The sequence below is a fragment of the Sulfurimonas sp. HSL3-2 genome (assembly GCF_039645965.1).
Taxonomy (GTDB): Bacteria; Campylobacterota; Campylobacteria; order Campylobacterales; family Sulfurimonadaceae; genus Hydrocurvibacter; species Hydrocurvibacter mobilis.
Genome location: NZ_CP147917.1, coordinates 1,162,848 through 1,182,564 on the forward strand (window position 1 = coordinate 1,162,848; position 19,717 = coordinate 1,182,564).

Consider the following 19,717-nt stretch of genomic DNA (forward strand, 5'->3'; position numbering starts at 1 on the left):
CAAATTTCTATCGATTTTTAGTATATCTTATTATCCTTGAAAAATATTAATTTTATATATTTTTATTAATCTTTTGATTTATATATTCTGATACACCTTAGCATTTACAGATTATGTTAAAATACAATAAACAACAATAATACGAGGCTTGCAGATTTTGCTTTTTAGATATCTTATTTTACTTTTTTTCATCATCTCATCTCTTTATTCATACACTCTTCAAGAGGATTATGAGACCAAAGGCAGAGATATCCATGCCTCAGATATCATAAAAAATATCGAGAAGGATTTTATACTCTTTTCCTATGACGATACAAAACAGATGCTCAGAGTAACGGCACAGGAGGTCATAGATATCTTTAAAAAGCACGGATATGATATAGAAAACAAAGATATCAGGTATGTAAACTTTAGACAAAAATCTCCGGTTGATATGACGAATATTACAGAGAGTCTTAAAAAAGAGTTTCTCTCAAAATATCCGAACTTAAAGATACGCTCTTTAAAAGTCTATCCGCGTGCATACATCACGGCACTGCCGAAGATATATGCTCTCTCTTTGCAACAACAGACTCTTTACAGAAACTACTCGACCATATCGATAGTCACTCCAGACCATAAGATGACCTTTTTTGACTACATTCTTGATGCTGACATCGACGTAGTCGTGACGACTAAAAAGATCAACCGTCACGAAGAGTTGACCTATAAAAATACTAAAGTAAAAACGGTCAAATTCACGAGTTTCAGGGCTAATCCCGTGACTGATATTAAAAATCATAAATATCAAAGCAAATTTTCACTAAAATCTGATTATATTTTGACTGCAAACGATGTCGAAGCGCTTAGCCTTGTAAGAAGAGATGAATCTGTCGTAGCTACGATAAATGACGGCGGTTTGACAATAACTTTAAATGTCATAGCCGCACAAGACGGCAAAGAAGGCGATATAATTGCAGTTAGAAAAGCGGATGGGAAAAAACTGATGGCTAAGGTTATCGGAAGAAAGAGAGTTGAGATTCAATGAAGAAAGTTGTCATATCGATCAGCGGTGCAAGCGGAGCTGAACTTGGTCTAAAAGCACTAAAACTGCTTCCTGACGATATCGAAAAACATCTTATTGTTTCCGATCATGCAAAAGTGGTCTTAGACAAAGAGCAGAACATCACCTTTCATGACGATAAAGATATAGCTGCAAGCATAGCAAGCGGCAGCTTTAAAGTCGATGCCATGATGATAATCCCGTGCAGTATGAACACGCTTGCCAAGATATCTTGCGGCATAGCAGACAACCTGACCACACGTGCGGCAGCCGTAATGATAAAAGAACAGAAAAAACTGCTTTTGGCACCTCGTGAGATGCCGTTTTCGCCGATAGCTTTGGAGAACATGCATAAGCTGTCATCTCTAGGTATCATAATCGCACCTCCGGTTATGGCTTACTACAGCGAACAGACGACACTCGATGAGATGGAAAACTTTATGATCGGCAAATGGTTCGATCTTTTAGGAATAGAAAACAGCTTATATAAACGATGGAAAGACGATGCATAAAATAGCACTATATCCAGGGACATTCGACCCTATAACAAACGGACATTTCGACATTATCGAAAGAGGATTAAGACTTTTTGATGAGGTAATCGTTGCCGTAGCGGACTCAAAAGAGAAAAAACCTATGTTTACTCTTGAAGAGCGGATAATAATGACAAAAGAGGCTACAAAACATCTCGAAAGAGTAAGTGTTGTAGGATTTGACAACCTGACAGTGGAGCTGGCTAAAAGTCTGGATGCTACAGTCCTTATCCGAGGACTAAGAGCCGTCAGTGACTTTGAGTTCGAGCTTCAACTCGGATACTTGAACAACTCTTTGGATAAAAACATAGAGACTGTCTATCTTATGCCGAAGCTGCAGCACGCTTTTATCAGTTCTTCCATCGTCAGGAACCTTTTAAAGTTTAACGGTAAGACTGACCATCTGCTTCCAAAAGAGGTACAAAACATCATAGGGAGTATGACTTCATGTACATTGCAATAGAGGGTATCGATACTGCCGGAAAAAGTACTCAGATAAAAGCATTGAGCGAGAAGTATCCTGATGCGATTATCACCAAAGAACCGGGTGCGACAAGACTTGGGACAAAGCTAAGAGAGATAGTACTGTTTTCTGAGATAAAAAGTCCTGTAGCGGAGCTTTTGATCTTTTTAGCTGACCGAGCTGAGCACATTGCAGAGGTCGTAGAACCAAATCTAGACAAAAGAATCATAAGCGACAGAAGCGTAATATCGGGCATCGCTTATGCCGATGTTGTCGGACATTTTGAAATAGACAGACTTGTAGAGCTTAATCGCTTTACATGTAACGGTGTCTTTCCAAAGAAAGCGGTCGTGTTAAAACTCTCACGCGATGAACTGACTTACCGTCTGTCTCAAAAAGAGCATGACAAGATAGAAAAACGCGGTATAGATTATCTGCTTGAGATACAAGACTCGCTAATAAAAGCGGCTAAAGCACTGGGTGTAGAACTTCTAGAGATCGATGCATCTTTGGATATTAACGAGATCACAAACAAAATCATAAATTTTATAGAGGAAAAAAAGTAAATGATACAATCACTTAGAGGAATGAACGACATAATAGAATCAGAAAGATTCGAATATTTTTTAGCAGTCGCGACAAAGGTGGCAAAGAATTATGGATTTAACTATATGGAAACACCTCTGCTTGAAGAAACTGCCCTATTTAAACGTTCTGTCGGTGAATCAAGCGATATTGTCGGTAAAGAGATGTATCAATTTACAGACAAAGGCGACAACGACGTATGTCTTCGACCAGAGGGAACTGCCGGAGTCGTACGTGCATTCATTCAAAACAAATTTGACAAAGCGGGCGGGACATACAAATTTTTCTATCACGGCCCGATGTTTCGTTATGAGCGTCCTCAAAAAGGCCGTCTAAGAGAGTTCCACCAGTTTGGCGTAGAGAGTTTCGGTGAAGACAGTGTATATGAAGATGCTACGATGATCATGATGATAGCGGACATCTTAAACGAACTTGGAATCGGCTACAGACTAAAACTGAACTCTTTGGGAGACAGCAGCTGTATGCCTCAGTATCGTGACGGCTTAGTGTCATTTTTAGATGAACACCATGATGAGATATGTGAGGATTGTGTCAGAAGAAAAGGGACGAATCCTATACGCGTCTTAGACTGTAAAAACGAAGGATGTCAGGTATTGTATATCAATGCACCAAAACTCATAAACAGCCTATGTGCTTCATGTAATGATGATTTTGAAAAGCTAAAAAGCATATTGATATCAAATAATATAAACTTTGAAGTAGACACTCACCTGGTACGTGGACTTGACTACTACTCTAAAACGGCATTTGAGTTCGTCAGTGATAATATCGGTGCACAAAGTGCCATTGCAGGCGGTGGAAGATACGACAGACTTGTAGAGTTTTTAGACGGAAAGGCTACTCCTGCAGTAGGTTTTGCGATAGGGATTGAAAGACTGTTAGAGCTTATTCAGATGCCCGAAACTAAACGTGAAGGTTATTACTTCGGTGCAATGGACGATAATGCAGTGGAGCTTGTCATCTCTTTAGCACAGGCAAAAAGAAAAACAGATAAAGCCACAGTCCTATACAAAGCTAGGAATTTAAAGGCTCACCTTAAAAATGCAGATAAAGCAAATGCAAGATTTTGTGCGATTATTGGTGAAAACGAGCTAAAAGAGAGTAAAATCTGGATAAAAGATTTAGAAGAAAAAACTGAACAAGTTATTTCAATTTCGGAGATATGATATAGATGTTTTTTGAGGGAGAAAATATGAGAAACTATGGTATTGATATCTGGGGTAATGAGAATTTTATAGTCAAAGACGGAAAAGTATGTATCAATCACGGTTCAAAGCCGTCTATAATCGATATCACACAAAAAGTCAGAGCATCCGGTCTTAGAGGGCCTTTGATACTGCGCTTTGAACATCTGATAAAAAAGCAGATAGACACGCTGTTCAACTCTTTTTCCAATGCTATCGCTGAAAATAACTACAACGGAAATTTCAATGCCGTATTTCCTCTTAAAGTAAACCAGTTCCCAAATGTAGTCGAAGCGATTACAAAAAATGGAAGTGATAGAGGATACGGACTTGAAGCAGGCTCAAAAGCTGAACTTTTCTTGGCAATGAGTTACACACCTCTTGGCTATCCGATAACCGTAAACGGGTTTAAAGACACGGAACTTATCGAACTTGGCTTTATAGCAGCACACAGCGGGCATAACATTACTATTACCATAGAGGGATTAGGCGAACTTGAGACCATTTTAGATGTTGCGGCGTCATGTAATCTTAAGATGCCAAATATAGGTATCCGTCTGCGCCTTCACTCTTCTGGAAGCGGGACTTGGGCAAAAAGCGGCGGTATGGATGCAAAATTCGGACTGACATCTACTGAGATACTTGAAGCGATGCAGCTTCTACGTGATTCTGACAAGATGGCACACTTTAAGATGCTTCACTTTCATATCGGCTCTCAAATGTCTGATATCTCTCCTTTAAAAAGAGCATTAAGAGAAGCCGGGAATATCTATGCAGAGCTTAAAAAGATGGGTGCAGAAGCACTTGACAGCATCAATATCGGTGGTGGTCTTGCAGTTGAATACTCACAACACAAAGACGAATCTGCAAAAAACTACTCTATAGAGGAGTTTGCAAACGATGTTGTCTTCCTTCTTCGTGAAGTAAGTAACTCAAAATCAGTCGAGCATCCGAACATCTATACGGAATCCGGTCGTTTTATCGTGGCTTCGCATGCAGTCTTGGTCACTCCTGTCTTGGAACTGTTCACGCAGGACTATCAGATGAAGCATATCAAGTTTAAAGAGGTAAATCCTCCTCTTATAGAAGAGTTAAAAGAGCTGCATGAGCTTTTAAACCCTAAGAGCGCTATGGAGTATATCCATGATGCCCTTGACCATATCGAATCGCTTTTAACACTGTTCGATCTTGGATATATAGATCTACAAGACAGATCAAATGCAGAGATATTAGCGCACAATATCATCAAAAAAGCGCTTTATATCGCACAAGAAAGCCCTACTCAAGAGATAAAAAGGCTGCAAGAGAGACTACAGGAAAGATATCTGATCAACAGTTCGATATTTCAAAGTCTTCCTGATTACTGGGGTCTTGGTCAGAGCTTTCCGGTAATGCCTTTAGACAGACTGGATCAAAAAGCGATCCGTCCTGCGTCTCTTTGGGATATCACATGTGACAGTGACGGCGAGATAGGTTTTGATCCTAAAAAACCTCTTTACCTGCATGATGTAGATCTTGATAATGAAGAGTATTTCTTAGGATTTTTCAATGTAGGTGCTTACCAAGAGACATTAGGAATGAACCATAACCTCTTTTCCCATCCTAGTGAATGTAGCGTTGAGATAACTAAAGACGGCTTTATACTAAATAATATAGAAGATTCTATCAGTGTTATGGACATCCTTGACGACATGGGGTATAATGCCCGCGAATTATTAATCAAACTTAAAACGAATCTGTTACAAAGTAACTTTATAACAGAAGAAGAAAAAAATGATACACTTCAAAAATTAGAGATCTATATGTATCAAAACGGTTATCTTAGAACGACAAAATAAAGGTGTTTTCTTGGGACTATTTAGTGAAATAAAAGAGGATTTTACAAACGCGTATAAAAACGACCCGGCTCTTACCTCATACATAAATTTTTTATTTAATTATCCGGGTGTTTGGGCTATTGCATGGTATAGGTTATCAAACAGATTATGTAGAAAAGGGTTTAAAAAGACCGCACGTATGATCATGGGTCTTAACCAGATAGTGACAAACATAGATATTCATCCATGTGCGACTATCGGTAAACGTGTCTTTATTGACCACGGTTTCGGTGTTGTTATCGGTGAGACTACGATCATCGAAGACGACGTACTTATCTATCAGGGTGTAACACTCGGCGGAGTCAGCTTGGAACCGGGAAAACGCCATCCGACGATAAGAAATAATGTCGTTATCGGTGCTGGTGCAAAAGTCCTCGGAAACATCACTGTCGGTGAGCACTCAAAGATCGGTGCGAACTCTGTAGTCGTAAGAAACGTCCCTGCTTGCTCTACTGCTATCGGTATTCCAGCTCATACGATAGAAAAAGGCCGTTGTAAAGACCCTTTTATGCACAATATGCTTCCTGACATCAATAAAGAGATGTTTGAATACCTTCTCAAACGTGTCGCGATACTTGAACACATCATCATGGAAGATGATAAAAACCTCTTAGAAAAAGATATAGAACTAGAAAAGATCTACGAGTCCTTTATCAAGTCTATGAAAAACTAATGTTTTAATCCGTAAAATGGGGCAAAGCCCCTTTTACTTCGCTTAGGCCGCTGTGTCCGCTGAAGCTTGCCTCTTATGAAGCAGAGTTTTTCTCCATTATATTACAATTCTAACTAAGAGATCTCAATATTTTTGGTATAATTTCACAATTTATTTCACCTAAGGTATAACCATGCTTACTAAACGTATAAATGCCCTATCTGAGTCTATCACTATCGCTGTATCTAACCTGGCGCAAGAGCTAAAAGCGCAAGGAAAAGATATTCTTAGTTTTTCTGCCGGCGAACCGGATTTTGATACACCGCAAGTCATCAAAGACACTGCTATAAAAGCAATAAACGATGGTTTTACTAAATACACTGCTGTTGATGGAATACCTGCACTTAAACAAGCTATCATAGATAAGCTTCAAAGAGAAAACGGCCTGACATACACTCCGGCACAAGTTATCGTAAACAACGGTGCGAAGCACTCTTTATTCAACCTTTTCTCTGCTATCGTCGAAGAGGGAGATGAAGTTATCATTCCTGCTCCGTACTGGGTCACATATCCTGAACTTGTAAAGTACTGTGGCGGGACTCCTATAGAGATCGATACTGATGATGCTTCAGGTTTCAAAATAACTCCTGAGCAACTGAAAAACGCTATCACGCCTAAAACAAAGATGATCGTTATCACATCACCTTCAAATCCGACAGGTTCAGTTTATACAAGAGATGAACTGACAGCTCTTGGAAAAGTCTTAGAAGGTACTGATATCATCGTTGCAAGTGACGAGATGTACGAAAAACTGATCTATGACGGTGAGTTTACATCTTCTGCAGCGGTAAGCGAAGATATGTTTAAACGTACAATCACGATCAACGGTCTTAGTAAATCTGTTGCAATGACTGGATGGCGTTTTGGATATATGGCTTCACACCGTACGGATATCATCAAAGCGACTAAGACACTACAAAGTCAAAGTACGTCAAACATCAACTCTATCACGCAAAAAGCTGCTATAACTGGGCTTGACGGCAGTGCAGATAAAGATATAGAGATGATGAGAGTAGAGTTTAAAAAGCGTCGTGACGAAGCTGTACAGCTATTTAATGCGATCGATGGACTCTCTGTTTTAAAACCTGACGGTGCATTCTATCTTTTCGTAAATATCAAAGAGATAAGCAATGACTCTTTACAGTTCTCAAAAGATTTACTAGAGCAAACAGGTGTTGCTGTTGTTCCGGGTGTAGGTTTTGGTAGCGAAGGATATTTCAGATTTAGTTTTGCTACTGATATCGATAGTATCAGAGAAGGTATTAAACGTATCGAAGGCTTTGTAAAAGGTCTTAAATAACCTCTTCTTTTCCTTACATGTAAGAGTTTACATGTAAGGAGATCCACACCTACTTTAACTTCGTAAGCGCTTCTATAACATCATTTAAATTTTCTAACGGAATATGAACCTTCCAATCCGGTTCACTCGCTATGCCTGCTAAAGAGATCCCTATGCTTGCAACCGTACCGCTTCCGGCACCGTAAGGCTCATCTATCTTAGAGATCGATATTACACCCTTGTTTGTAGCGTGTAAAGGTATTGTCGTTTCTATAGTATTTTGAGACATCTTGGCTTCCTTATATTATATTACTTTATAAGTCTAGCCAATTTTCCTTGAAGTTTCAACCACATCTTATGATCCATTAACGGAAATCCTGCAAATGTCTTTCCGCTCTCTTTTATAGACTTTGTAACGCCGCTTCTTGCAGCTAATGTGGTAAACGGTGCAATCTCTAAATGCCCTGAAGTAGCACTCTGTCCGCCCATAACGACATTGCGTCCGAGTTTTGACGAGCCTGCCACTCCTGTTTGAGATACCAATACGCTGTATTCGCCGATCTCGCAGTTATGACCTACTTGCACAAGGTTGTCTATACGTACGCCTTGCTTTATAAGCGTCGTTCCAAAAGCAGCTCTGTCTATGGTAGTAGAACTGCCTATCTCGACATCGTCTTCAACAACTACGTTTCCGTTTTGGTATATCTTCGTATGTTGTCCCATCTTGTTTGTCGCAAATCCGAAACCGTCACTTCCGATCGTCGTATTTGCATGGATGATACAGTCACTTCCGATACGGCAGTCACGGTACACGACCACGCTCGGATAGAGTATCGTATTATCACCGATCACACAGTTGCTTCCGATATAGACATTTGCCATAATAGTACAATTTTTACCCACAATTGCACCATTTGCTATCTCAGCCTTAGGAGAGACTTTAGAGCCCTCGCCTATTACGGCTTTTGGTGCATCTTCATCTTCGATACCCGGTGCAAAATATTTAGTCACTTTTGCCATCATCAGATACGGCTCATCTACGACTAAAGCTATGGTAGAATCCGGTACACTCGGAGCTGTTGCAGTGTTTACTATGATCGCACCTGCTTTTGACTCTTCGATATCTTTTAGATACTTTGAATTTGTCACGAACGATATTTGTGAAGAGGTCGCATCTTTTAAAGTATTTACACCTGTAACCTCAAAAGATGTTCCATTATACTCGATACCTATAATTTTTGCTATCTCTTTTATATCCATCTGTTACTCTTTTATAAGTTTTGCGATTTTGCTTTGAAGTCTCATCCACTCTTTGTGAGGCATAAGAGGATATCCGCTCCAAACACCTTTAGGCTCTTTTATAGACTTTGTTATTCCGCTTCTTGCAGTAAACGTCGAAAAAGGTGCTATTTCCAGATGATCCGTGAATGCGCTCTGTCCGCTTACTACACAGTTACGTCCAAGCTTTGTAGAACCGCCTACTCCGGACTGTGCGACGAAAAGACTGTATTCACCTATCTCACAGTTATGACCGATATGGATAAAGTTATCCAGTTTAACACCTTTTTTGATGACAGTAGAGCCAAATACCGCTCTGTCTATGGCGCAGTTCGCACCGATCTCCACATCATCTTCTATCACGACATTTCCATTTTGGTAAATCTTGATATGCTCACCCATTGCTGTATGAGAAAATCCAAATCCATCGGCGCCTATAACAGTTCCGGCATGGATAATACAATCACTTCCTATTTTACAGTCACGATATATGACGGCATTTGGATAGATAGTCGTGTTGTCTCCTACATGGACGTGTGAACCTAGATAAACACCTGCCATTATCGTACAGTTCTTCCCTATGACAGCACCGTTTTCTACATTTGCTCTTATATCGATATATGTGCCCTCACCCATGACCGGATCAGGTGTGTTAAAATCTATCTTTTTTGGAGCAAAGAGTTTTGTAGCAAGTGCCATAGATATAGAGACATTCTCACAGATGATATATGAGGAGTTTGCTGGAATACTGTCGACTAGGCTTGAAGGTATTAAAAATGCGGATGCTTTGGAGTTTTGCAGTTCTGATGCATATTTTTTATGCTCTGCAAAACTCAGCTGTCCGCTTGTTGCATTTGAAAGGTTATTCATAGATGTTATCTCGACATCTGCTCCTACATGTTTACATGTAAGAGCCTCTGCTATGCTAGATAACAACATATTAACGCTCTAGTGCGACTGCACCGCTTCTAACTATCTCTTTCGGATGGAAACGCTTTATTGCCGATAAAAAGTAATCGACTCTTTTTGGTTCATCTGCGACCATCGTTATGATCACATCTTCGCTGACATTAACGATATTTCCGTTATATGCCTCACAAAGAGCAGATATATCACTAATATTTTCAGTGATAGGAAATTTAACGAGCGCCATCTCTTTTTCTACCAGATCAGCATGTTCGATAACTTTTAAAACCGGTATCAGCTTATGAAGCTGTTTTGTGATCTGCTCTATCACACGGACTGAACCAGATGTGACTATCGTAAGACGAGAATATCTACTTTCAGGTATCGGTGCTACCGTAAGTGATGTGATATTGTAACCACGTCCCGAGAAAAGGTCAGTAATACGAGATAGCACGCTAGCTTCGTTAATTACGATAACCGAAATTACACGTCTTTCTGCTGCTTCCATTTACTTCTCCTTATACTCTAACATCATATTAAATAGCGATCCGCCGGCCGGTACCATCGGCATAACGTTTTCTAGTCTGTGTACTTTTACATCGATAAAAGCGACTACGTTTTTCTCTACAGCGTCTTTTAATGCCGCATCGAACTCCTCTTTAGTACTTACTCTGTACCCTATCCCGCCAAAAGCTTCAGAAAGCTTTACAAAGTCTGGCTGTAAAGAGAGGTCTGTCTCTGAGTGGCGTTTGTTGTAAAAAAGTGTCTGCCACTGACGAACCATTCCTAAATAGTTGTTGTTTAGGATGATGTTGATAACCGGCAGTTTTTGCTCGACTGCAGTCATCAGCTCCTGAACGTTCATCAAAATCGAACCGTCACCCGTGAAGTTTATACTTACACGTTTGGGATCAGCTGCTTTTACGCCGATGGCCGCAGGGAAACCAAATCCCATCGTCCCAAGTCCGCCTGAACTGATAAACTGGCGTGCACGAGTAAACGGATAGAACTGTGCCGTCCACATCTGATGCTGTCCAACGTCAGTAGAGATATTTGCTTTATCGCCAAGTAACTCACCGACTCTCTGGATGACCCATTGAGGTTTGATATCTTCACTGTCCTCTTTATATGAAAGCGGATGAAGCTTATTAAAGTTCTCAATAGTCTCTAACCAAGGAGTATAACGCTCTTTATCAATAGTCGTCTTAGCGACTTCAAGCATACTCTTAACAACATGTTTCACATCTCCGACTATCGGAAAATCAGCAGTCACAAGCTTCGAGATACTTGCCGGATCGATATCTACGTGGATGACCTGTGCATTTTTTGCAAACTCGCTAAGTTTTCCCGTAACACGGTCATCGAATCTTGCACCTAATGCGATAACAAGATCTGTCTCGCTCATAGCCATATTTGCCGCGTAACTTCCATGCATACCCAGCATAGAGATCAAAAGTGGATCTTCCACACTTAATGTCCCGCGAGCCATAAATGTCTCAACAGCAGGAATACCGGTAATCTTGACCAGTTTTCTTACCTCTTCAGAAGCATTTGAGTTGATGATACCGCCGCCTAAGTAAAATAGAGGGCGTTTCGCATCTCTTATCGCTTCGACAGCTTTTTTTATCTGACGAGTATTACCCTTAGTCGTCGGTTTATATGTCTCAATATCGACCTCTTTAGAGTAGTCGAATTTTGCGATCTGTGCCGTGACATCTTTTGGGATATCAACATGAACAGGACCCGGACGACCTGTACGAGCAATGTAAAAAGCTTCTTTTAGGACACGAGGAAGATCCGCCGCATCGGTTACCAGATAGTTGTGTTTTGTACAAGAACGGCTAATTCCGACCGCATCTATCTCTTGAAACGCATCCGTACCGATAAGGCTCATAGGAACCTGCCCGCTTATAACGACTAAAGGAATAGAGTCCATATATGCATCTGCCAGACCTGTGACAGCATTAGTAAATCCCGGTCCACTTGTAATCATAGCTACGCCGACTTTACCGCTAGCCTTTGAATAGCCTTCTGCCGCATGTACAGCAGCTTGTTCATGACGAGTCAAAATATGTTTAAAAGAGTTTTGTTTGTATATCTCATCATAGACGTTCATGATCGCGCCACCTGGATAACCAAATATTGTATCAACTTCTTCAGCGATCAATGCTTCAATGACCATCTGTGCGCCACTAATCTGCATATCGTCTCCTTTTTAAAAATTCGCTAATTATATATATAAAGAACTATATATTAGGTTAAATCTACTTAAATTTATCTCTTTTAAGTTTCTATTTATCACACTTTATCGCAATATGAAAGCGCGATACCCTCTCTGAGGCTGTCATCTATCACGACGGAGCTCTCATACCCTAAGACTTCATACAGTTTTTCGACTATGATGATCCCCGATATTATGAGATCTTCTCTTCCTACACCGACATAAAAAGACCTCTTTTCATCATCCATTTTCAGGAGTTCCTGCATCGTCTTTTTACATCCTTCCATATCAAGCTTATAGCCGTTTATTTTCGAAGCATCGTAAGTGTTATAGTTCATTCCCTGCAGATATGCCGAGATAGTAGTCGGAGTACCTGCTGTCTGAACAAAAATATCAGGTTTTTTATGCTCATCATAGTAAGAGTCTATATACTTTTTGACCGGGACTAAAAGTTTTTGAAGATTCGTCTCTATGTCATCTATATTTTCAGAAATGTCCGTAAGCGTGACTATCCCGATATTAAAACTTTTTGAAGTGATCTTTCCATTATCGTAAAAGATGATCTCCGTCGAACCGCCGCCTATATCTACTAACGCAAATGACGAAGATGATAAGGACAGAATATCAAGTCTGTTCTTTACGGCTTTTGTCGTAAACCTTGCTTCCTTATCACCGTCTATAATCTCGAACTTTAGTCCCGTCTTGGCATATATCTCATAGAGTACTGCATCAGAATTAACAGCCTGACGCATCGCTTCAGTCGTGACAGCATACACTTCATGCGATTTGAAATCAAGTTTCTTTTGAGCTTCTTGCAAAGCATTTATGACTCTTTGAACCGCTTCTTCACTGATGGTCTTGTTCTGATGCAGGTTTTCAGCAGTCTTGACGATCGCTTCATACTCCTCGCCCCACTCTTTTGTATCACAATCGTACGTGATACATCGAAGAGTGTTTGAGCCTAGATCTATGGCTATCATCGGATCAATTGATATATCTGCTCAAATATCCCTCTTTTTGTAAGACGGATATGATCTGCTCTTGATGCTCTTCACCCTTAGTCTCAAGGTGGATAGTCACATTTGCATCTCCGTAATCAAGAGAGATGGATGTTCTGTCATAAGAGATATGAACAATGTTCGCATTGAGGTCTTTGAGTATCTCTGTGAGTCTCATCAATGAACCCGGTTTATCTACTAAAGTCACTGTCAGTTTCATCTTACGGCTTGACTTTATAAGACCCTTTTCGATGATGACCGAAAGCAGTGTCACGTCCATATTTCCGCCGCTTAACACTACGGCTACTTTCTTGTCTTTTAACTCAGGAAGCTCGTTATGTAAAAGTGCTGCGACACCTACGGCTCCTGCACCTTCCACAACAAGTTTTTGACGTTCTAACAGGTAGAGTATCGCACTTGCGATCTCCTCATCATCCACGGTTATAAACTTATCGACACTCTCAATGATATATGCAAGAGTGATAGGCGAACAATCACGAACAGCAATACCATCGGCTATAGTACGCACCGAAACAGAGTCGATAGGACGTCCCATCTCATAAGAGTTTTTCAGTGCAGGCGCACCTTTTGCACTTACACCGATCACTTGAATATGCGGATTAAGAGCTTTAAAAGCCTTTGCCATTCCGGAGATAAGACCTCCGCCCCCGACAGGGATCAGCACGGCGTCTAACTCTTTTGCTTCTTCTAATATCTCTAATGCCAGAGTCCCCTGACCTGCCATCACTTCATCATCTTCAAAAGGATGGACGAACACTAAAGAGTTTTCCTCTCCGTATTGAAGCGCATAAGCATAAGCTTCATCATAATTTGTTCCGGCTAAGATGACCTGAGCTCCGTAGTGTTTCACACCGTTTATCTTTGTAAGAGGTGTAGAATCAGGCATGACGATAGTCGCTTTGATGCCGAACTTTTGAGCCGAAAACGCTACGCCTTGAGCATGATTACCCGCACTCGCAGCTACAACACCGCTTTGTCTTTGCTCTTCACTGAGCGAAGCTATCTTGTTATACGCACCGCGGATCTTAAATGCACCCGTGACCTGAAGGTTCTCTTTTTTTAAGTAGACCTCACAGCCCGATGCTTCGCTAAGGTAAGGTGCGAAAGAAAACGGTGTATGAACGACGACATCTTTGATGCGTTCGCGCGCTTCGTATATTTTATTTATATCTAACAAATATTATCCCTATATATTACGATGATCTACCATCGCACATTGACTTTGAACTACTTTCATACCCGCATCTTGCGCTTTTTTAGCCGCTGCATTGTTGACTATGCCTATCTGAGACCAGAACACTTTAACGTCACCGCGCTCTATACATGCATCTGCTATGGCATCAAGTGCATCGGCTTTACGGAAAATATCTACCATATCGACAGCAAAAGGGATCTCTTTTAAAGATTTATATACCGTTTCACCAAGAATAGTCTCACCCTTTGGATATACGGGAACTATCTTATAACCGCAGTTTTGAAGATACGCTGCGACTCTGTGGCTGTCTTTAGTCTCATCAGGTGACAACCCGATGACCGCAATTGTTTTTACGCTAGAAAAAATCTCTCTTATATCGTCTCTGCTAGAATTTATACTTGGAAATTCGCACTCCATATTGCATCCTTATCATATATATTAAATAATTCATTTTAAAATGGATTGTACCTAAAATCTGCAAAGGTGTCGATAAACTTTAAGAAAAATAGAGTTACACTTGTACTCTTTACATGTAAGGAAGTGTGTATGAGCGAAGAGATCAAAAACATCGGGCTTAGTTCGGCGGAGGCTGTCATACGTTTAAAGAAGTATGGCCCTAACCTGCCGCCTGACAGCCGACCGAAGACACTGTTTGGTATCATCATCGGTGTTGTAAGCGAACCTATGTTTTTGATGCTGCTCGTTGCCGGAGGCATCTACCTTCTGCTCGGTGATCTTGCCGAAGCGCTCTTTTTACTTGTCTTTGTCTTCGTAGTCATCGGGATCACTTTGATCCAGACACATAAGACAGAACGTGCTTTAGAATCCCTTCGTGACCTTTCATCGCCGCGTGCTTTAGTGATACGAGACGGCAAAAAGATGCGTATTGCAGGACAGGATGTCGTCCCTGGAGATCTGCTTATACTGCATGAAGGTGACCGCATTCCAGCAGATGCTACTCTCATAAACGGTCAGCTTTCAGTTGACGAATCACTCCTTACGGGAGAATCCGTACCCGTAAATAAAATGGTAAGCGAACCCGGAGATGAAAGCTCTTCACTCTTTGCCAGTACTATCGTCACAAAGGGTTACGCAAAAGCACTGGTACAGCAAACCGGTAATGCGACAGCAGTAGGAGGCATCGGCAAAGCACTCTTGGAGACATACGAGACTACGTCAAGACTACAACGGTCCTCTCGCGTCATCATAAAAAATCTTGTTATGATCGCTTTTGCGATGGTAGTACTGCTTGTACTTGTAAACTGGCTGTTAAACGAGCAGTCATTTTTACAGAGTATCCTTTCAGGCATCACATTGGCGATGGCAATACTGCCTGAAGAGATCACGGTTATTCTAACAGTGTTCTTGGCACTCGGTGCATGGCGCATCTCCAAGATAAACGTCCTTACCCGTGATATCACGGCAGTAGAAGCACTTGGGACGACCACTGTCCTTGCAGTTGACAAGACAGGGACATTGACGCAGAACTCTATGCAGGTCGCAGAACTCTCAATAGACGAAAATTCATTTATATCATCAGAGGAAACGCTTGAAGAGGAGTTCCACTCACTTGTAGAGTTCGCCATGCTCGCAACACCGCAAAACCCTTTTGATCCGATGGAAAAAGCGATACAGTCCTTTGGACATGAACTTCTAAGCGGTACCGAGCATATACATGATGACACTGTTCCCCATTTTGAGTATGAACTCTCTCCTGAGATCCTCGCGATGACGCGCGTTATATCTACCGAAAGACCTTCGCTCTATCTGCTGGCTACAAAAGGAGCTCCCGAAGCCGTAGCAGATTTGTGTCATCTTCCTGAAGAAAAACTGCAGGATATCCAGCAAAGAGTAGAAGGGATGGCCAAACGCGGACTACGTGTCCTTGGAGTCGCACGCGGTGAGTGGAAAAAAAAAGATCTGGCAGAGGAGTGGCCAAAAAGTCAGCATGATTTTGATTTTACTTTTCTTGGTCTGGTCGGTTTCATAGACCCTATCCGCCCAGAAGTACCCGCTGCCATACAAGAGTGTCAAAATGCAGGTATCAAAGTGCTTATGCTTACAGGCGACCATCCGGCGACGGCACAGGCGATAGCAAGAGAAGTCGGCTTGGCTTATGATGCTCAAATCATCTTAGGTGATGAGATAGAATCTCTCAGTGACGATGTTTTAAAAGAGCGCTTAAAAAACATTACGGTCTGTGCACGTATGAGGCCTGAACATAAACTAAGACTTGTACAGGTATTGCAAGACAGCGGTGAAATAGTCGGTATGACTGGAGACGGTGTCAATGATGCTCCAGCACTCAAAGTATCAAATGTAGGGATTGCAATGGGACAAAGAGGTACCGATGTCGCCCGTGAAGCGGCATCTCTTGTTCTGCTTGACGATAGCTTTGCAAGTATAACAGCCGCTATATCGCAGGGAAGACGCATCTATGACAACATCACAAAAGCTACACGTTTTGCTTTTGCCGTGCATCTGCCCATTATCATACTCACACTTTTGCCTGCACTTTTACAGTGGCCTATACTTTTGATGCCTGCGCATATCGTACTTTTACAGCTTCTTATCGACCCTGCCTGCTCCATCGTCTTTGAGTCAGAACCTGCATCAGCCGATATTATGAAACGTCCGCCTAGGCATATCGATGCCAGTCCGTTTGCTCTTTCAAATGTCGGACATGCACTTATTCAAGGCAGCGGGATAGCTTTTATACTGATAGCGGGAGATTATGTTTTACAGCAGATGGAATGGAGTGATGCGCAGATACGTATCTCTGTGTTCATCGCATTTGTCTTGACACTCTTTTTTCTGGTCTTGGCGAACAGAACCTTTAGAGATCCGATCAGGCTAAAGATAAAAGAGAGCAATCCGTGGATAATCTATATGCTGGGCGGTGTGGCTCTCATCCTAAGCGCCGTGATATTTGTCCCCTTGCTGCGTGATATCATGAAATTTTCACCGATAGATGTTCAGACAGCTGCGGCTTCTTTGATACTTTTAACGGCTAGCGGAATATGGCTGCAGATACTGCGTTATCGATCTTGATCAATCTTTTTTTTCTTCAACTACCACAACATTTCTTCCTTTAGCTTTCGCCTTGTAAAGAAGTTCATCGGTGTGGTTATAAAGAGCAGATTTATCGGTCGTCACTTTACTATTTTTACTAAAATCTATAAAACTGACCCCGATCGAGACGGTAACATAAGGTGAAATATTATTTGTTTTGTGCTCGATCTTTTTCTCTTCTACCGACTTACGTATCTTATCCGTAAAGTCGTATATACTGTTCTTATCCTCTTCACTAAAGATCGCGCTAAACTCTTCTCCGCCTATTCTAAAAGCGAAATCACCTGCCCTTTTCATATACTCTTTTAGTATATGTGCGATCATTTCAAGCACTTCATCACCCATCTGGTGTCCGTAAGTATCGTTATACATCTTAAAGTTATCTACATCCAAAGAGAGCAGACAAAAAACTTTTTTCTCTCTTTTTACTCTCTTTATCTCAGTGTCAAATATATCATCAAAATAGCGTCTGTTATACAGTTTAGTCAAAGGGTCCGTGATCGAGATCGCCTCTAACTTCTTCCTGTTGGTAATATCTTGACGGATCGCGTTATAACCGATGATGTTTTTGTCATCGTCAAAATCCGGATATATACTCGTCTCGACCCAGTAGGACTGACCGTCTTTAGTTTGATTTTTAATCTCTCCGCGCCACATCTTGCCTTTTTGAATCGTCGCCCACAGGTCTTCATAGGTAGTCGCCGGCATATCCGGATGTCTGATAATATTGTACTCTTTGCCTATAAGCTCTTTAGCCGTATAACCTGTAAGTTTACAAAAAGCCTTACTGACACTTGTCGTTATCCCTTCAGTATCCGTATGGGAGATGATGACGTTCTCATCAACAAGTCTGATGTATTTATCAAGCTCTTTTTGTGCTTTTTTAAACTCGGTGATATCATGAGAAAAGATAGATATCTGAAGAACATTTCCGTCATTGTCGAGTATCGGGTAAAGATGATTTTTAAATATTTTCCCGTCTTGTTTCTCCTCATACATCAAAGGTTTTTTAGTTATAAGAAGTTCATTTATATATCTTCCTCTTAACTGTGAACTTTCTGCTGTAGAGAAATCAGAGATATATTTACCTTTTAGTCTGTCAGGAGTATTGTTTAAACGTTTGGAAGCTATATCATTTATTTCCAATATCCTTTCATCGACAGATATCAGAATAATAGAGACGACAGGTGAGTTAAGAAGCGTTTTAATCGTCTGCTCGGTCTTGTTTCTTTCAGTAATATCGATACCGATAGCTATGATATATTCGATATTTCCATTTTCATCCAAAACACAGGAATTTGACCATGTAAAAGGGATGTGTGTTCCGTCTTTTACGATCCATGTATTCTCGTACGTATTTGGAAAATCTCCTGTGACAAGACATGAAAATACCCTTTTTACCCTTTCTTGTTCTTCTTTGGGTATAAACATCTCCCAAGCCACCTTCCCTATGACTTCATTTTGAGTATAGCCTGTGAGTGTTTCTACTACTTTATTAGAAAGAACGACTTCGCCTTTAGGGTTCATAACAAGAACTATGCTGCTGGCCTGATCAAGCAGAGCACTGTGAAAGTCTCTCTCTTTTTTGAGTAAAGCAGATGAGTCTTGCAGTTTTTGCACTACATCATTGAGATTCCTGTTTCTCTGTGCTATCTGTTCTTGCATAATACGCATTGCTTTTGACAAAATGGACATTTCATCCCCGTCTCTTCCCAGATTGGGGATTATGACTTGATCATCTTCTGCTATCTTCTCAGCAGATGATGTCAGTCTTTCCAATGAATGCGTCAATCTGTTTCCGATTATATAGACCGACATTGCACTCAATATAATCCCCAATAGACTGACTAAAAAAGTAAAGTTCCTGTTGTCCTCTATCGTCTTTAAACTGTCGGTGACCTCAAAGATGATCTTTGCACTGCCGATGGCTTTATCATGCATCTTGATAGGTAAAACACTCAGTATAAATGTCCTTCCCTCAGCTTCTACCTTCTTTGATCTTGCATCGAATATCTTTTTAGAAAGTTCTGCATCAATATGAACATGAGAGATGACTCTATTTTCTTTATCTAGTATCTCAACTGCGACTATGTTCTTGATATTTGTAAAGCTGTCGATCGCGTTATCAAGCGTTTTTTTATCATAGACTACAAGCGGTGCCTGTATCAGTTCCGTAAAAAGCTTATTTGCAGTTTCGACCTTCTCATCGATCAATGATTTTGACAAGTTGTGTAATGATGAAAAATTATAAAATACGATAACAGAGATAAATAGGACCTCCGTTACTATAAATGATAAAATAAACTTGTATTTTAATGATAATCTCATAC

Annotated in this window: 18 protein-coding genes; 9 read left to right on the top strand and 9 right to left on the bottom strand. The window is 40.8% G+C overall.

The features are described from left to right. Positions 1–148: 148 nt before the first annotated feature. The 8 genes from flgA (at position 149) to WCX87_RS05880 (ending at position 7,717) form a co-directional block, all read left to right on the top strand. Positions 149–1,027: a flagellar basal body P-ring formation chaperone FlgA gene (flgA, locus tag WCX87_RS05845; protein ID WP_345978403.1), complete on the top strand. Its 879-nt coding sequence runs from the start codon at positions 149–151 to the stop codon at positions 1,025–1,027. Next, complete coding sequence (locus WCX87_RS05850) at positions 1,024–1,554, top strand: UbiX family flavin prenyltransferase (protein WP_345978405.1); 531 nt, start codon at positions 1,024–1,026, stop codon at positions 1,552–1,554. The genes flgA and WCX87_RS05850 overlap by 4 nt, the downstream gene beginning before the upstream one ends. Continuing rightward, positions 1,547–2,038 (top strand): pantetheine-phosphate adenylyltransferase, encoded by a 492-nt coding sequence (coaD, locus tag WCX87_RS05855; RefSeq protein ID WP_345978407.1) that lies wholly within the window; start codon positions 1,547–1,549, stop codon positions 2,036–2,038. The genes WCX87_RS05850 and coaD overlap by 8 nt, the downstream gene beginning before the upstream one ends. Continuing rightward, the gene (gene tmk / locus WCX87_RS05860; protein ID WP_345978409.1) at positions 2,023–2,604 is read left to right on the top strand and encodes a dTMP kinase; all 582 of its coding nucleotides are present in this window, start codon (positions 2,023–2,025) and stop codon (positions 2,602–2,604) included. The genes coaD and tmk overlap by 16 nt, the downstream gene beginning before the upstream one ends. Continuing rightward, the gene (gene hisS / locus WCX87_RS05865; RefSeq protein ID WP_345978410.1) at positions 2,605–3,810 is read left to right on the top strand and encodes a histidine--tRNA ligase; all 1,206 of its coding nucleotides are present in this window, start codon (positions 2,605–2,607) and stop codon (positions 3,808–3,810) included. Positions 3,811–3,836: 26 nt separating this feature from the next. Further along, a complete protein-coding gene (gene speA, locus WCX87_RS05870) occupies positions 3,837–5,666 on the top strand; it encodes a biosynthetic arginine decarboxylase (RefSeq protein ID WP_345978411.1) in 1,830 nt (609 codons plus the stop codon). A gap of 10 nt (positions 5,667–5,676) precedes the next feature. After that, the gene (gene cysE, locus WCX87_RS05875) at positions 5,677–6,378 is read left to right on the top strand and encodes a serine O-acetyltransferase (RefSeq protein ID WP_345978413.1); all 702 of its coding nucleotides are present in this window, start codon (positions 5,677–5,679) and stop codon (positions 6,376–6,378) included. A 172-nt stretch (positions 6,379–6,550) separates the two neighbouring features. After that, on the top strand, positions 6,551–7,717 hold the full coding sequence (locus tag WCX87_RS05880) for a pyridoxal phosphate-dependent aminotransferase (protein ID WP_345978415.1): 1,167 nt from the start codon (positions 6,551–6,553) through the stop codon (positions 7,715–7,717). A 49-nt stretch (positions 7,718–7,766) separates the two neighbouring features. Here WCX87_RS05880 and WCX87_RS05885 read toward each other — a convergent pair whose 3' ends face one another. The 8 genes from WCX87_RS05885 to WCX87_RS05920 form a co-directional block, all read right to left on the bottom strand. After that, entirely contained in the window at positions 7,767–7,985 is a 219-nt protein-coding gene (locus tag WCX87_RS05885; RefSeq protein ID WP_345978416.1) for a hypothetical protein, read from the bottom strand. A 20-nt stretch (positions 7,986–8,005) separates the two neighbouring features. Further along, the gene (gene lpxD, locus WCX87_RS05890) at positions 8,006–8,956 is read right to left on the bottom strand and encodes a UDP-3-O-(3-hydroxymyristoyl)glucosamine N-acyltransferase (protein ID WP_345978418.1); all 951 of its coding nucleotides are present in this window, start codon (positions 8,954–8,956) and stop codon (positions 8,006–8,008) included. A gap of 3 nt (positions 8,957–8,959) precedes the next feature. Beyond that, positions 8,960–9,913 carry a UDP-3-O-(3-hydroxymyristoyl)glucosamine N-acyltransferase gene (lpxD, locus tag WCX87_RS05895; protein WP_345978420.1) on the bottom strand — a complete coding sequence of 318 codons (954 nt, stop codon included), beginning with the start codon at positions 9,911–9,913 and terminating at the stop codon, positions 8,960–8,962. Between the two features lies 1 nt (position 9,914). Then, a complete protein-coding gene (ilvN, locus tag WCX87_RS05900; protein ID WP_345978422.1) occupies positions 9,915–10,388 on the bottom strand; it encodes an acetolactate synthase small subunit in 474 nt (157 codons plus the stop codon). Then, a complete protein-coding gene (locus WCX87_RS05905; protein WP_345978424.1) occupies positions 10,389–12,083 on the bottom strand; it encodes an acetolactate synthase large subunit in 1,695 nt (564 codons plus the stop codon). Between the two features lie 95 nt (positions 12,084–12,178). Then, on the bottom strand, positions 12,179–13,081 hold the full coding sequence (locus WCX87_RS05910) for a phosphatase (RefSeq protein WP_345978426.1): 903 nt from the start codon (positions 13,079–13,081) through the stop codon (positions 12,179–12,181). Between the two features lie 4 nt (positions 13,082–13,085). Next, positions 13,086–14,297: a threonine ammonia-lyase gene (ilvA, locus tag WCX87_RS05915; protein WP_345978427.1), complete on the bottom strand. Its 1,212-nt coding sequence runs from the start codon at positions 14,295–14,297 to the stop codon at positions 13,086–13,088. Positions 14,298–14,306: 9 nt separating this feature from the next. Further along, positions 14,307–14,732, bottom strand: coding sequence for a CoA-binding protein (locus WCX87_RS05920; protein ID WP_345978429.1), 426 nt, complete (start codon positions 14,730–14,732; stop codon positions 14,307–14,309). A 129-nt stretch (positions 14,733–14,861) separates the two neighbouring features. Here WCX87_RS05920 and WCX87_RS05925 point away from each other — a divergent pair, with 129 nt between their 5' ends. Then, positions 14,862–17,366: a cation-translocating P-type ATPase gene (locus WCX87_RS05925; protein WP_345978431.1), complete on the top strand. Its 2,505-nt coding sequence runs from the start codon at positions 14,862–14,864 to the stop codon at positions 17,364–17,366. On the opposite strand, the gene WCX87_RS05930 is transcribed toward WCX87_RS05925, so the two are convergent. Beyond that, a complete protein-coding gene (locus tag WCX87_RS05930) occupies positions 17,367–19,715 on the bottom strand; it encodes a PAS domain S-box protein (RefSeq protein WP_345978432.1) in 2,349 nt (782 codons plus the stop codon). Positions 19,716–19,717: the final 2 nt, after the last annotated feature.

Bases quoted from the DNA above. Each gene is read 5' to 3' on its own strand.
- speA (WP_345978411.1), top strand. From the start codon at position 3,837: ATGAGAAACTATGGTATTGATATCTGGGGTAATGAGAATTTTATAGTC.
- hisS (WP_345978410.1), top strand. From the start codon at position 2,605: ATGATACAATCACTTAGAGGAATGAACGACATAATAGAATCAGAAAGA.
- WCX87_RS05905 (WP_345978424.1), bottom strand. From the start codon at position 12,083: ATGCAGATTAGTGGCGCACAGATGGTCATTGAAGCATTGATCGCTGAA.
- lpxD (WP_345978418.1), bottom strand. From the start codon at position 8,956: ATGGATATAAAAGAGATAGCAAAAATTATAGGTATCGAGTATAATGGA.
- WCX87_RS05910 (WP_345978426.1), bottom strand. From the start codon at position 13,081: ATGATAGCCATAGATCTAGGCTCAAACACTCTTCGATGTATCACGTAC.
- WCX87_RS05930 (WP_345978432.1), bottom strand. From the start codon at position 19,715: ATGAGATTATCATTAAAATACAAGTTTATTTTATCATTTATAGTAACG.
- WCX87_RS05925 (WP_345978431.1), top strand. From the start codon at position 14,862: ATGAGCGAAGAGATCAAAAACATCGGGCTTAGTTCGGCGGAGGCTGTC.
- coaD (WP_345978407.1), top strand. From the start codon at position 1,547: ATGCATAAAATAGCACTATATCCAGGGACATTCGACCCTATAACAAAC.
- ilvN (WP_345978422.1), bottom strand. From the start codon at position 10,388: ATGGAAGCAGCAGAAAGACGTGTAATTTCGGTTATCGTAATTAACGAA.
- tmk (WP_345978409.1), top strand. From the start codon at position 2,023: ATGTACATTGCAATAGAGGGTATCGATACTGCCGGAAAAAGTACTCAG.
- WCX87_RS05850 (WP_345978405.1), top strand. From the start codon at position 1,024: ATGAAGAAAGTTGTCATATCGATCAGCGGTGCAAGCGGAGCTGAACTT.
- WCX87_RS05880 (WP_345978415.1), top strand. From the start codon at position 6,551: ATGCTTACTAAACGTATAAATGCCCTATCTGAGTCTATCACTATCGCT.
- lpxD (WP_345978420.1), bottom strand. From the start codon at position 9,913: ATGTTGTTATCTAGCATAGCAGAGGCTCTTACATGTAAACATGTAGGA.
- WCX87_RS05885 (WP_345978416.1), bottom strand. From the start codon at position 7,985: ATGTCTCAAAATACTATAGAAACGACAATACCTTTACACGCTACAAAC.
- WCX87_RS05920 (WP_345978429.1), bottom strand. From the start codon at position 14,732: ATGGAGTGCGAATTTCCAAGTATAAATTCTAGCAGAGACGATATAAGA.